Origin of the sequence: Holospora undulata HU1, from assembly GCF_000388175.3 — a bacterium.
In the GTDB taxonomy this organism is placed as follows: Bacteria; Pseudomonadota; Alphaproteobacteria; order Holosporales; family Holosporaceae; genus Holospora; species Holospora undulata_A.
The window spans coordinates 1-13545 of the sequence record NZ_ARPM03000142.1; the positions used below are offsets into that span (position 1 = coordinate 1).

Genomic DNA, 13545 nt, shown 5'->3' on the forward strand with positions numbered 1-13545 from the left:
TGCAGTAGTTTATATAATCAAGAGCGGTTGTCAATGGCGCATGCTACCAAAAGATTTTCCACCATATTCGATGGTACATTCGTTTTATAGACGATGTAGGATTAAGGGTGTATGGGAAAAAGTGATGCATGAACTTGTTAAGACAAGCCGCATTAAGTATGAAAGGAGTGAGAATCCCAGCTATAGCATTATTCACAAAGTGTTAAAACCACAGGAGTCTCAGAAAAAATAGGTATAGATGGGGGAAAAAAAGATAAAAAAGGTGGCATAGAAAATTGGCATAGAAAATACAAACAAGAAGGCAGTTATTTTCCTAAGAGACGTTTGGTGGATCAGAAAAAAAGATTGACTTAGAAAAGCTTGAAAAGTAAGTCAAAGAAACCCAAGATATGACCTTGAAAAAAGCTGCTAAAGAATTTGGGGTACACTCAGTTACTGGTTAAAAAGATTAGGCTATAGCTAAAAAAAAAGACTTTTCGTACGGTACCGTCACCGTCTCGATAATAATGAATAAACGCTTCCCGCTTGCCTGAATCTTCCTTTGCGGGGCGTGCTGCTGGCTTTTTAAATGAAAAATTATGGGCGCGCAGCCACGACGTCTTGCCTTGCCTCAAGAACACAAGCGAACATACACTATACTTCACTATACTTTTATATACGTGGTGGCTTTCCAAATGTGCGATAAGTTCTGCTGTTTGTGAAGTATTCAGCTTGCTTACATATCCCCCGTTTGACACCATTAACTTTTGATCTTCCTTATACTTCTCTACGATCTTCAATCAGAAGAGCTTTAGCAATTTGACGATAGCTCCCCCCCCTTGTCAGATAACAAAACAGCCTTAATCCTATTTGCTACGCGTAGGTTCTTTTCTTGCAGATTCTGCGTTCTTAACGCAACACGATCTTCTTCTTTCAAAAATCTTTGCATAAGAAAAATTATTAACACATAAAATTAAACTTTTAAACTATTTCATTTAGCATGAGTAGAGTTCTCCTTCCTTTTTGATTTTTAACATTCTAGGTCAAAAATCTAATGAATATGTCATAAAATTATTAATTAAAATCATTTTATTTAGTTTTTGCTAAAATTTATTTTTATTCAGCTTTTAAATTTTTTAATATTTTTCCTCTTTCTTCGTAAAGCGTTTTATGAAAAATAAATTGACCAGAAATTACTCCACAAGCTCCAGCATTTTGGCTAAGTTTTGCAGTTTCTGAAACTATTCCTCCGTCTACCAGAATATCGGCATGAACAGCGTTGCGTCGAAGAAAAGAGATTTTTTGAAGTGCTTTAGAGTTGAATTTTTGACCTCCAAACCCAGGTTTTACCGCCATAACAAGAAAATAATCTATCGTGTTTAGCCACCGCAAAGGCCAAACAGAAAGATCATCTTCTAAATTTATTGCAAATCCAGCTTGAATTCTTTTGCGATGCAGGTCATGAATAAGTGTTAAAGGATTTTTAACAGTTTTGGGGTGAAAAGCCAGACTTTGAATCGGTAAATCGATAAAAAGTTTTATAATGTCTTCGCTGGGAGTTGCCATGATATGCACATCAAACCAAAGATTTGGAAGAAGAGCCCTGGCTTTTTCAATAACAAAAGGCCCCAACGTAAGATTTGGAACATAGTGTCCGTCCATAATATCCCAGTGCATTCCGTCTACGTAAGGAGATACCTTTTTGAGATTTTCCCCAAGATACAGAAAATCTGCAGATAAAACAGAGGCATATACTCGCCAATCACCAAAAGGTTTGAAAAATTGACTCATTAGAATTGATCCATTAAGTTTATCCGATAAAAGGCATATGGTCTAACATTTCTACCCTTTTGCTGTGGCGCCCATAAGAAAAATCCGTGAATAAAAATTCTAATAGACAGTGTAATGCTGAATCAGGATGCAAAGTTCTTCCTGCCAAAACTAAAATATTCGCGTTATTATGCTGGCGGGCCAACACAGCATCTGACGTATCTTTACAAAGTGCTGCGCGAATTCCTAAATATCGATTGGCGGCAATACTCATTCCAATCCCACTTCCACACACCAAAACTCCCCAAGTCTCTTTCTTTAATACTTCTTGAACCACAAGAGGAACCACAGCGGGATAAAGAATGGGAATAGAGGGATCTTCCTCCATACAGGTACGTTGAGGACAAAGGACTATATTTCCTTTATCCAAAAGTTTTTCCATTAGAAAAAAGGATAAATCTTTTCCTGCATGGTCGAACCCAAAACATACATTAAAATTTTTTTTTTTCATCTAAAAACTTTGTTTCCATTGTAAAATTCCTTAAGAAGATATTGGAGGCAAGAGGGGCTTTATCTTTTGATTTTTTCCTCACTGTTCTGCTGGCTTAGGTAAGGAGTTGTCCTTTACGGTTTTGCTGACTTTCTTAGGTAAGGTGTTGTCTTTTACGGTTTTGCTGACTTTCTTAGGTAAGGTGTTGTCCTTTACGGTTTTGCTGACTTTCTTAGGTAAGGAGTTGTCCTTTACGGTTTTGCTGACTTTCTTAGGTAAGGAGTTGTCCTTTACGGTTTTGCTGACTTTCTTAGGTAAGGTGTTGTCTTTTACGGTTTTGCTGACTTTCTTAGGTAAGGTGTTGTCTTTTACGGTTTTGCTGACTTTCTTAGGTAAGGTGTTGTCTTTTACGGTTTTGCTAGCCTTTTTTAGTGTAGCATCTTCTTTCACGGCTTTACTGATTTTCTTAGGTAAAGCTTTGGAAAAACTAGTTTTAGATCTTTGTTTCTTTTGTTGAATACGTTCCAGCGCTGCTTCTAAAGAAAACTCCATAAGTGCTTCTTCTTTTTGCTTTAAAGAAAAAAATGCTCCATTGTAATGGAGATAGGGACCAAATCTTCCGATATTTAGAACGATTTCTCCTCCATCGGGGTGAGCCCCCAAAGATTTTGGTAAATTTAATAACCATAACGCTTTATCTAGATCCAAAGATTCAAAGCTGCAAAAAGAGTCACTGGAAACACGCTTATCTCCGCAAAGAACATACCCTCCATAGGGACCTTGTTTTTTTTCTATGCGATTTCCGCTAACAGGGTGTTCTCCAAGGTCTCCTTGACTTTGTGAGTCTTCTTTTTGAAGGCCAGATAAATATGTGCACTCAGGGTAGCAAGAACACCCAGTAAAAGGCCCTGCCTTTCCTAACCGAAGCTCTAATCTTCCTTCTTTACATTTTGGGCATTCTCGATTAGGAAGGTATAGATCAAGAATCTGATTTTCTACATGCTCTAACACATCTGATACGCTGACAGACTTGACTTGTTCTAAGGCTTGAGAAAAAGGGCCCCAAAATTCTTCTAAAAGCGTTCTCCAGGCTAATTCTCCAGTTGATATACTGTCTAGCTGATTTTCTAAATTCGAAGTGAAATCATAATCTACATACCTTGAAAAAAAGTTTTTTAAAAAAGCACACACCAGCATTCCAAGTTCTTCAGGAATGAGACGCTTTTTTTCTTTTCGCACATACCCTCTATCTTGAAGAACTTGTAAAATACGAGCATAAGTGCTTGGACGCCCAATTCCCAAATCTTCTAATTCCTTTACAAGAGAGGCCTCTGTAAAGCGTGCTGGGGGTTGAGTCATATGTTGAGCGCAAGAAACATCACTAATTTCTAAATTTTGTCCTTCTTGCAAAAAAGCTGGTAAAACCCGATCTCTGTCGTCTTCTTTATTGGGTTCTTGTTCTTCTTTTTGGTACGCTAACAAAAATCCGGGGAACTGAAGAATGGATCCAGTTGTTTTAAACGCTGCCGATTGATCTTGATTTTCAATCATAACTCTAGTTTGTTGATATGTAGCATTTTCCATTTGGCTGGCCAAAGTGCGCTTCCAAATTAAGGTGTAAAGCTTCCATTCGTCCATGTACTCTTGACAAAATGGCTGAATAAGACTTGGCTCCCATTTTAGATCTGTAGGACGTATCGCTTCATGAGCTTCTTGAGAATGTTTTTTTGCTTTGTATTCTCTTGATTTTGTTGGAACATACTCTTTTCCCCATTTTTTATGGATATAAGCTCTGGCTTGGTCGATAAATTCTGGAACCAAAAATACACTGTCTGTTCGCATATAGGTAATTAACCCTAAAATTTCTCCATGAACATGAATGCCTTCATACAATCTTTGTGCCAACTGCATGGTTTTTGCTGGGGAAAACCCTAAAGCGCTAGAAGCATCTTGCTGAAGAGAAGAGGTAATAAATGGAGGATACGGAGAGCGTTGAACATTTTTTTTCTCAATTGAACTGATATGATAAGGAACTCCACGCAAAATTTCAGCCCAAGCTTGCGCACATGTTTCATCACTAATAGAAAATTTATCTAGTTTTTCTTTGTTGAATTGAACCAATTGAGCTTCCAACGTGTATTCAGGGGAATGACACAAAAATTTCCCATGAATAGACCAATATTCTTGAGGCTTAAATCCTATAATGGCACTCTCTCTTTCTGCAACAATTCGTAAAGCGGCAGATTGGACACGTCCTGCAGAACGACTTCCTGGAACTTTTCTCCATAACATGGAAGACAGACCAAGACCTGCCATTAAATCCAATGCTGAGCGCGCAATTTGCGCATCTACAAGATCTTGATTAATATTTTTGTAATTTTTAAGTGCCTTTAAAACACTTTCTTTTGTTACCGCATTAAAAACAACGCGCTGAACAACCACTCGTTCTGGAAGCGCATTTTCTTCCTTCAAATACTCTAAAATATGCCACGCGATGGCTTCTCCTTCTCGATCTAAGTCTGTGGCCAAAACCAGAGTATCTACCTTTTGCACCGCGTCTTTTATAGATTTTAGATTTTTTTCCGTTTTTTCCACCAGCTGCCATGTCAAAGCGAAAGATTCTTCTGGACGAACAGCACTGATTTTTGTGGGAAGTGCCCTTACATGCCCCCCGCTTGCCAGCACGATGTCTCCTGGAAAATATTGAGCAATATTTTTTGCCTTTTTAGGGGACTCAACTACAATGAGCTTCGACACAGCTGCCTCCTTCTTGAGGAACAGCAACGACCGCGTCTCCTGGATATCGTTCGATGTATCCTTGTAACTCTAATTCAACCAGCATATTTTGTAGACAAATAGAAGAAACCTTCAATTCTTTTCTAAGAGTTTCGATAGAAGTGGGAACTGTGCTTATGCGCTCAAGTAATAAACGTAACACGTCTGAATGTTCTGAAGTTTGGCTTTCTATGCCAAGAAATGAAGACGTGTTACTGCAGGAAAGAAGATAATCAGTTTCTTCCTCTTCTTTAGCACAAAATGACATACGAGGAATGCTTTTAGGAAATTCTTTTTTTATGTCTGAAGCAGTTTCTACTAAGCATGCTCCTTCTTTAATAAGCTTGTTCCCTCCGTGAGATCGAGAATCAAGAGGGTGCCCTGGTAAAACAAAAATACAGCGATTCTGATCTAGTGCATATTTTGCACTAAGTAGGGCGCCTGACTTAATGCCAGCCTCAATGATTAAAATTCCCCAGGAAAGCCCGGAAATAATACGATTTCTTTTAGGAAATAGCTGCGCTTGAGGAGACAAATGCAAAGGATCTTCTGAGATAACTGCTCCTTGTTCTGCTATGCGATGATAGAGAGTTTTATTTTCCAAAGGATAGATGTTTCCTAGCCCCCCTGCAATGACTGCAATGGTGGGCATATCCGCATTCAACGCAGCTTCGTGCGCCCATGTGTCCACACCTCGTGCCAGTCCTGATGTGATAGTTTGTGAAGAAGACTTCAAAAAAGGAATATGCTGCTGTATCCAGGTGTGAGCGCTTTGAGAAGCGTTTCTGGCGCCAACCACAGCAAAACAACTGCTTTTTAAAAGCTCTATCCTTCCACACACACTTAAAAATATAGGAGGATCTTTTAACTGCCGCAGATATTCTGGATACTCTGGTTCAAAATAAGAAATCAGATGATATCGATTGGCATGATGCAAATCAATCTCTTTTTGAGCTTCATCTGCAGAGCAAATTCGCCCTTTGTAAATAGGCTGAGCTTTCAACCGAGATAAAGCGTTTTCTGGATGCTTGAATTTTTCAATAAGATGAAAAAAACCAATAGGACCAATATTCTCTGAACGCGCTAAGCGCAAATAAGACAACTTTTTTTCCGCATCTAAAGCCACAGGAAGTTCAAGACGTTTAGAAGAAGCGTACACCATGAAAACAAAACAAAAAATTTATACTCATGGTAAAACAAAGCTCATCTTAGTGCAATAGGAAAAACCGAAAATATTTTCAATATGCTTGAAATTTTTAGTGGACTAAAAATGTTCTCATCAATAAACGTGCCCAAGAGAAGACTCGAACTTCCACTAAAGTAACCTTTACTAGGACCTGAACCTAGCGCGTCTACCTATTCCGCCACCTGGGCATGCTTTTTTGAGTATAAGAAAAAAAAATGTTATATGCAAGACTAGAAAAAGACTATTCTTTAGGTCACAGTAAAAAATTAAGATTTTAGTGGTAAAAATTTTGCACTTCTGGCTTTAAAGCGTACTTTAAATTTTTTTCTGATACCTTATCTTCTCCAAAAAAAATGCCGACAACACTCTGTCGGCAAAACTGATTTATTGTTTTTTTTATTTTAATACATCAGCGTGCGTAAAACTCAATGACAGAGCTAACTTGATGATCAAAAGGGTAGGGAATCTGTGATGGGTCTGGAGCATAAGACAAAACAGCAGAAAAATTACTTTCCTCTAATTTAAAGTATTCTGGAATCCGGCGAGCAGAACTTTGCCCCCTTTGTACTACAGAATTTGAATGCATAGAAGGATCTAGAGAGATCACGTCTCCAACTTTAACGCGATAAGATCCAACATTAACGCGCGCACCATTTACGAACACATGTCCGTGACTTACAAGCTGACAAGCGGAAAAAATCGTAGGTGAAAATTTCAAACGATACACACACGTTCCCAAACGTTGCTCTAAAAATTGCAAAAAAACAGAACCCGTATCCCCCTTTACAGAAGTTGCTTGAAGATAGGTTCGATAAAACTGTTTTTCTGATATGCGACCATAATGCTTTTTTAGTCGCTGTTTTACTTTCATTTGCTGGCCGTATACCGTACTTTTTCCAAAAACTTTAGCGCCATGCTGCCCTGCCGGATAAGCACGCACAGAAGCAGAAGATCGAATTCCTTCCCAAAAAATACCGTATCGTCTTTCTGCTTTGTGTTTAGAATTAACAATTTTCGTCACGAATCACCAAAAACTAAAAAAACCTCTTTATACTTTGCCTTGATTTAATTCTGATTGTCAAGTCCCACCCTAAAAAAGGCAAGAAAAGCTCCTAAAAAGTTGGGAGAAAATAGAATCTATTTGTTGCTTTTCTTTTGTTTCAGTATTGTATACAAAAAAGTGGAAACGACAATGATTCCCCCTCCAAGTCTTGCATTAAGATTCATGGGTTCTGAGTATATGAAATAATTCAGAATTAAAAAAATTGTTAATCGAAAATAATCAAAAATTGCAACAAAAGCAGAAGAGCTATTTCGAAGTGCGTAAAAGTGTGATACCGCCGATAAAGCTCCAAGAGCGCCGATACCAGCTATATAGCAAAGGGTAAATGCGTCGCAGTTCCATGAAAGATTAAAATAAAGGGAAGCAAAACTAAAAAATATTAAAGGAAAAAAAGAATTAGAAAATAAAATACGTTTTTCATTTTCTTTTGTTACGATAAGCTTTCGCGTTACAATGATGGAAAAAGCCATGCAGATATTAGCAAAAACAGGAAGAAAAGTATAAAAAGAAAGCGTTAAAGCAAAGGGATTTAATACAAATATTACTCCAATATAAGCTGAAATTATGGCAATCCAATGGGGAAAGTCTAAAGTTTCTTTTAAAAACACTCGCGCTAAAAGTAAAACAAAAAAAGGACCACTGGTTCCTAAAAAAGCAGCGGTTTCTCCTGGAAGGTAACGATACCCCGCATACCCCAATGCCATGGCAAGAGTCTGAAAAACACCTCGCAGTATTAAAAGCCTTACGTTTGGAGTGCAAAAAACGTTCCACGGGGAGAAAGGGTACCAGAAAGGAAGCATAACTATTAATCCAAATCCGGACCTTATCAACATTAACGATATTTGTGGGACTGTTTTTGAAAGAGATTTTGTCATCAGCATAGCTAAAGAAAAACTCAAACTCCACAATAGAAGAAAGAAAGAGCTTCGAATCTGATCTTTTTCAGCCCACTTGAACAACACCATTCTTTATTTTAAGTAACGTTTAGGATTGACAGGAATACGATTTTTTCTTAATTGGAAACGCAAGACTCCTCCTTGGCATTTTCCAAGGACTTCTCCTTGTTTTACTGCTTGATCTTTTTTCACGACAGGCATTATTCCTAGGTAAACGCTGCTCCATTTTTCTCCTTTTGCATCGGTGTGAGAAACAAAAACAAAAGATTTGTTTGCCAAAGCAGGGTCTTTATGAAATTGATCGCATTTTCCTGCATATACAACAACGCCATCTTTGCAGGCAACAACAGGGTCTTTAGGTGACGTGTGGAATACTGCAGTTTGTTTATCTAGAACGCACTTAAGGTCATTTTGTACGGGGGGTTTGAATTCTCCCGTTTTAGAAATGTTTCCTTTTTTGTTAGAATTTTTTAAAACTTTTGTCTTTTTTTCTAAGGAAGGGGGGGGGGATGAATGATCAGAGGATTTTTTTCCCATCACAGGCGATACAACTTCTTCAGAAGGTTTGGCGAGTTTGTTTTCAAAAGAGGCTTTTCTAGAAGGAGCAGAAGATTTCTCGGGGGCGTCTTTTTGTGAAATATTTTCCTGTAACGATTCAGGAGCCGGAAGGGTAGGGGAAGGAATAACTTCTACTTCACTTTCAATGTCTTCTGAAGTATTCAAGGGAACATCTTTCCATGTTTCCTCAGCCAACGCTATGGGATCCCCACTGGCACTGTCTAAGTCATCCACTGGAACAGAAGAATCTTGTGCTTCAGATTTAGAAGGCAGCGTCAAAACCTGTCCTTCTTCTAAAATATAGGGGGGGGTTAAACCATTCGTTTCTACAAGCTCTCGTACAGAAATATCATGACATTTTGCAATACTATAAATAGTGTCACTGCTAGAGACGTAAATTTGCCCTGGTTTTAGTACAACAGGCGTAGTGGGAGGGGGGGTGCACCCTGCTAAAATTATTGAAGCAAAGAAAATTGCGCGAAAAATTTTTTTCATCATTTTTTCATAAAGAGTAAACAGGATGGCACCCACAAGGATTCAAGCGATCTTTCCCCCCCATATAAGGGCGCAAGACTTCAGGAATTGTAACAGAACCGTCAACATTTTGATAATTTTCAAGAATAGCTACTAAAGTGCGCCCCGTAGGAAGTGCTGATCCATTTAACGTGTAGGGGTAATCTAATTGACCATCAGCATCGCGGTACCGTGTGTCTGTTCTTCGGGACTGATAGGTTCCACAATTAGAGCAGCTAGAAATTTCCCTATAACAAGATTGTCCAGGAAGCCAAACTTCAATATCGTAAGTGCGCATAGATGTCCATCCTATATCGGCGCTGCATAGTGCCACAACACGATAAGGAAGTTCCAGCGATTGCATCAAAAACTCTTCTTGCTCAAGAAACGCAAGGTGAAGATCTTGTGAGTCTTGAGGGGAACAGATTCCTAAGAGCTCTACTTTTTCAAATTGATGCATTCGTATCATACCTTTTGTATCTTTTCCTGCTGCTCCGGCCTCTGAACGAAAACACGGAGTATAGGCGGTAAATTTTAAAGGAAGATCTTTGGATTCCAAAATTGTTTCTCGTACCAAATTTAATAAGGTTACTTCGCCGGTAGCAATAAGGTATCGTCCATCGACAGTCTTAAATAAATCTTGAGAAAGTTTTGGCAATTGTCCTGCACCAAATACTGCTTCCTCTTTTACTAAGCAAGGAGTATGAACTTCTAAACATCCAAGACGCTTTATGTTCATGTCTAACATCCAATGAGACAGCGCGCGCTCTAATTGAGCCAATTCCTTTGCTAAGATAACAAATCGCGTTCCGCTCATCCGTGCAGCCTGCAAAAAATCCATTCCCAAGTTCATTCCTAACGATTCATGATCTTGAGCGGGAAACTCTGTAAAATCTCTGGGAGCCCCCCAGTGTTTCAAAATTACATTTTCATCTTGGCTTTTTCCATAAGGAACCCTTTGATCTAACATATTAGGAAAAGATTCCAATAACGCGGTTAGCTGCTCAAAAAGTCCTTGAGCTTGTCGCTCTAAAACGACTTCTTCTTCAGACAAGACGCTAGATTCTTTAACTAAATTTTGTACATCTTCTCCTTCTTTTTTTCTTTGCGCAATTTCCTTTGCAATACTATTGCGTTTTCCCCGCATTTCTTGAAACAAACTTAAAGCTTTACGATAAGCACTATCCAGCTGCAAAACCTGGGCACTTTGCGACTCTAACCCACGATGATTCAATCCTTGATCAAAAAGATCTGGATTAGTGCGAATCCATTTGATATCTAACACGACACGTATCGCAAAAATTTTCAAGTCTATTTTACTAGAAATTACAAAGAAGTGCAAGCAACGGACACTTCTTCTCTAAAGATTAGGTATTCTAAAAAATGGAATGGTACCATCATTAAAAAAACGTCTAACATACTTTAAAAATAAAATAAAAGATTAGACTTTTTTGAAATCTAATCCGAAATTATTATTTACGAAATTTTACCAAAATTATTGAGATTTAAGCATATCATGTAAGGCAGACCATGCGCGCGGAATCATTTCTTGATATCCACTTATATTCATAAAATCTGTTTTTTCAATGATAGTTTTGAAATCTTTTCTTTCTGAGGGGCGACAACTAGATTCTAGATCAAAATTTGAACCAGAATCCTTTAAAATTTTCAAAATTCTAACGACTTTTGATCGGTCTCTGCAAGAAAGTATAGAAAATTCCTGAGATAATTTTTTTGTTGGGCTGGTTTTTAATGGGCTTTCAAAAACTTCTTCTGATGGAGAGTTCAAAAAAAACTTCAAAATATCTTTAAAAGAAGATTGATAAAAATCTCCTAAATTAAATTTTTGCTCTGATTTTTTATTTTTCTTTTGCGTCCTTTTCTGGACATGCTTTGGAAAAGATTTAATTTCTTGCGGAAAATTTGAAAGGGATACCTTCGATTTTTTCAAATCTGCTTTACAGTTTTTTAAATTTTTCGATAAGCTGGAAGGAAGCTTCCCTTTTTTTCTCTTCTTAGAAGTTAAATTTTTTGACTTGCAAAAAGATTTTGATTTGGGTTCTTTGCTTTCTAAAGAGTGGGGCGTTGCAAAAATCTGTCCTAAACAAACAATATTTACTAAAAAAAAATTACAAAAAGATTTAAATTTAGCCATACATTTTTATGTGCTAGAAACAACAGTTGCTAATGATATTAAAAAAATAAACAAAAGTAAACAACCTATTGAAGTAAAAGTTAAAAAATTTATTTTTATGCAGTTTTGTGTTGATAGACACCCTACTAAAACTATATACTATTTACTGATGAATTATGATTTTAACGAATTAGATTTATCGTAGTTGTAGATTGTGACAAACAATTCTATTGTGTTCTAGAGTAATCATTTTTTTGTGCACGTACATAAAAAAGCAATACGAGCGCAGAGTTTGGAAAAACTTTTATAAAAATTAACCAAAGTTCACGCTCAGAGAAATTTTTTTATTGGTTTTTATAGTTTTTGGATTTTTTTTGGTGTACTAATCCTTTAATTTGTTTTATTTTTTTGAATGTTGAAAGATATTTATTGGTAGTATTTCAAAAAAGCTTCTTGCAAGTTCTTCCAAATAAATGGGGTTGCTTTCTGTACTGCGTGATCTTGTACTGGAAAACTTAAGGGATCAATAATATCTACAATGTAATCGAAATTGTTTTTCTCTAATCCTATGCTATGAAAAAAATCAAGATCTGCGGTTTTTTCGGTTTTTAATACCTCTAAAGTTCTAAGAAGATTTTTTTGATTTCTTTTAGGAAGTCTAGAAAAATTATAAAACAAATCTTTTCTTTGTTGTGTTAGCGCATAAAATATTTTCTGAAGATCGTGTACACTTGGACTTAAAAATACAGTTTTTAAACAGCTTTTTAAATCTAATATAAAATGTCTAAACTTTTCGTTTTGTCCAAAATCTGAAAAGTCATATTTTGATAGGTCTATGGGGCCTATGTATTGTAAATATTGCAAAAAAGCAACTTGTAAGTTCTTCCAAATGAATGGAATTGCTTTCTTTACTTCCGCACTTTTTACTATAAAGCTAAAAGGGTGAAGAAGGTTTGCAATGTAATCGAAATCGTCTTTATCTAATCCTATGCTTCTAAAAACCTCAAAATCTGTAGTTTGGTTGGTTTTTAATACCTCTAGAGTTCTAATAAGATTTTTTTGATTTTTTTTAGAAAATTTAGAAAACTGATTAAACAAATCTCTTTTTTGTTGTATCAGCGCCAAAAACGTTTGGTTAAGCTCATATAAGTTTTTACTTGTAAATAAAAAATTTAAATTGTTTCGTAACTCTGATATAAAGTTTCCAAACTTTTTGTTTTGCCCAGAATCTGAAAAGTTATATTCTGATGATTCTGAGATTTTTGGCTTTGCTCCTATCGCCGTGAGGTTACTCATATTGTGGTGTAGGTGGTGCATAAAAGCAGTTTGTAAGTGGTGCCAAACTAATGGCATTGCGTTTTGTACTGCGCTACGAGATATGAAAAAGGCAGAAGGTTGAAGAATGTCCATAATGTAATCGAAATCGTCTTTACTTAAGCCTATGATCTTAAAAAATTGAGGATCATAGTAGTTAGGATCATAGATTGATTTGCTTTTTAAGACCTCTAGAGTTCTAAGAAAATTTTTTTTATTTTTTTTAGAAAAGTTTAAAAATAGATTTAAAAGATCGCTTCTTTCTTGTAGAAGTTTAAAAAAATTTTTTTGAAGAGCGTTTAGATCATCACTTTGAACTAAAATTCTTAAACATCTTCTTAACTCTAATATAAAAAATTTAAATTTTTCACTTTCGGGTATTGCCCTTTTGTTTGGTCCAAAATTTGGAAGGGTAGATTCTTCTGCTATGTCTTGGCCTGATCCGTTTGCAAAAGAGTCTTCTATAAACACAATGCTCATAAAAAAAATATTTAAAATAGGTAGTTTCATAACTTTACTAATGTGTTAGGTTGAGTATTCTAAATTGTACAGAATAAAAATAAAATTGTCGTAAAATTATCTAATTTTACTCTAGTAGTAAGTTTTTTTAATAGTTTTATCTAATTTTTGTGCGCTATAGATTAGCTTTTTAGTTCCTAACTCTTATGGTGCAATCTATAAAGAACTCAAGGAGACAAATTTACGGGAAATAATTATTGCATGCAAATGCCAAGACACAGCCAAGAACCAGAAAAGAACTACAAGAATCTAAATAGAGCGCACCAACGCTTGCAAAACGCCATACCCTAAACGTCAAGACGGTTCTAAAATGGAAGAAGACATTAAGCGTTGAGGTATAAGCGCTCG

Annotated in this window: 14 protein-coding genes and 1 tRNA gene; 2 read left to right on the plus strand and 13 right to left on the minus strand. The window is 36.5% G+C overall.

Going from position 1 to position 13545, the window contains the following annotated elements:
- Positions 1-13: 13 nt before the first annotated feature.
- The gene (locus K737_RS12035) at positions 14-232 is read left to right on the plus strand and encodes a transposase (protein ID WP_407636452.1); all 219 of its coding nucleotides are present in this window, start codon (positions 14-16) and stop codon (positions 230-232) included.
- Positions 233-428: 196 nt separating this feature from the next.
- Here K737_RS12035 and K737_RS03880 read toward each other — a convergent pair whose 3' ends face one another.
- The 12 genes from K737_RS03880 to K737_RS09490 all read right to left on the minus strand — a co-directional run bounded on the left by K737_RS03880 (position 429) and on the right by K737_RS09490 (position 11019).
- Positions 429-740: a winged helix-turn-helix domain-containing protein gene (locus K737_RS03880; protein WP_006304068.1), complete on the minus strand. Its 312-nt coding sequence runs from the start codon at positions 738-740 to the stop codon at positions 429-431.
- 50 nt (positions 741-790) lie between these two features.
- Positions 791-928, minus strand: a complete 138-nt coding sequence (locus tag K737_RS10080; protein ID WP_024161443.1) for a hypothetical protein — start codon at positions 926-928, stop codon at positions 791-793.
- 167 nt (positions 929-1095) lie between these two features.
- Positions 1096-1770, minus strand: coding sequence for a ribulose-phosphate 3-epimerase (locus tag K737_RS03885; RefSeq protein WP_006304066.1), 675 nt, complete (start codon positions 1768-1770; stop codon positions 1096-1098).
- Positions 1771-1789: 19 nt separating this feature from the next.
- Complete coding sequence (locus K737_RS03890) at positions 1790-2260, minus strand: RpiB/LacA/LacB family sugar-phosphate isomerase (protein ID WP_006304064.1); 471 nt, start codon at positions 2258-2260, stop codon at positions 1790-1792.
- Positions 2261-2338: 78 nt separating this feature from the next.
- Positions 2339-4996: a type I DNA topoisomerase gene (topA, locus tag K737_RS03895; RefSeq protein WP_023492033.1), complete on the minus strand. Its 2658-nt coding sequence runs from the start codon at positions 4994-4996 to the stop codon at positions 2339-2341.
- Positions 4974-6173: a DNA-processing protein DprA gene (gene dprA / locus K737_RS03900; protein WP_162531192.1), complete on the minus strand. Its 1200-nt coding sequence runs from the start codon at positions 6171-6173 to the stop codon at positions 4974-4976. The genes topA and dprA overlap by 23 nt, the downstream gene beginning before the upstream one ends.
- 130 nt (positions 6174-6303) lie before the next feature.
- A tRNA-Leu gene (locus tag K737_RS03905) sits at positions 6304-6388 on the minus strand.
- A gap of 221 nt (positions 6389-6609) precedes the next feature.
- Positions 6610-7221: a 30S ribosomal protein S4 gene (rpsD, locus tag K737_RS03910; protein ID WP_006296939.1), complete on the minus strand. Its 612-nt coding sequence runs from the start codon at positions 7219-7221 to the stop codon at positions 6610-6612.
- Between the two features lie 116 nt (positions 7222-7337).
- On the minus strand, positions 7338-8228 hold the full coding sequence (locus K737_RS03915; protein WP_006296938.1) for a DMT family transporter: 891 nt from the start codon (positions 8226-8228) through the stop codon (positions 7338-7340).
- A gap of 3 nt (positions 8229-8231) precedes the next feature.
- On the minus strand, positions 8232-9215 hold the full coding sequence (locus tag K737_RS03920; protein WP_024161444.1) for a LysM peptidoglycan-binding domain-containing M23 family metallopeptidase: 984 nt from the start codon (positions 9213-9215) through the stop codon (positions 8232-8234).
- 4 nt (positions 9216-9219) lie between these two features.
- Positions 9220-10572 carry a serine--tRNA ligase gene (serS, locus tag K737_RS03925; RefSeq protein WP_200863610.1) on the minus strand — a complete coding sequence of 451 codons (1353 nt, stop codon included), beginning with the start codon at positions 10570-10572 and terminating at the stop codon, positions 9220-9222.
- Between the two features lie 153 nt (positions 10573-10725).
- Complete coding sequence (locus K737_RS09490) at positions 10726-11019, minus strand: hypothetical protein (protein WP_152531082.1); 294 nt, start codon at positions 11017-11019, stop codon at positions 10726-10728.
- Positions 11020-11266: 247 nt separating this feature from the next.
- On the opposite strand from K737_RS09490, the gene K737_RS09495 reads away from it, so the two are divergent.
- Positions 11267-11569 carry a hypothetical protein gene (locus tag K737_RS09495; RefSeq protein WP_152531083.1) on the plus strand — a complete coding sequence of 101 codons (303 nt, stop codon included), beginning with the start codon at positions 11267-11269 and terminating at the stop codon, positions 11567-11569.
- A 221-nt stretch (positions 11570-11790) separates the two neighbouring features.
- On the opposite strand, the gene K737_RS03935 is transcribed toward K737_RS09495, so the two are convergent.
- A complete protein-coding gene (locus K737_RS03935; protein ID WP_152531084.1) occupies positions 11791-13158 on the minus strand; it encodes a hypothetical protein in 1368 nt (455 codons plus the stop codon).
- Positions 13159-13545 lie beyond the last annotated feature (387 nt).

Bases quoted from the DNA above. Each gene is read 5' to 3' on its own strand.
- K737_RS03880 (WP_006304068.1), bottom strand. From the start codon at position 740: ATGGTGTCAAACGGGGGATATGTAAGCAAGCTGAATACTTCACAAACA.
- K737_RS10080 (WP_024161443.1), bottom strand. From the start codon at position 928: ATGCAAAGATTTTTGAAAGAAGAAGATCGTGTTGCGTTAAGAACGCAG.
- K737_RS03920 (WP_024161444.1), bottom strand. From the start codon at position 9,215: ATGATGAAAAAAATTTTTCGCGCAATTTTCTTTGCTTCAATAATTTTA.
- K737_RS03890 (WP_006304064.1), bottom strand. From the start codon at position 2,260: ATGAAAAAAAAAAATTTTAATGTATGTTTTGGGTTCGACCATGCAGGA.
- K737_RS03885 (WP_006304066.1), bottom strand. From the start codon at position 1,770: ATGAGTCAATTTTTCAAACCTTTTGGTGATTGGCGAGTATATGCCTCT.
- K737_RS03915 (WP_006296938.1), bottom strand. From the start codon at position 8,228: ATGGTGTTGTTCAAGTGGGCTGAAAAAGATCAGATTCGAAGCTCTTTC.
- K737_RS03935 (WP_152531084.1), bottom strand. From the start codon at position 13,158: ATGAGCATTGTGTTTATAGAAGACTCTTTTGCAAACGGATCAGGCCAA.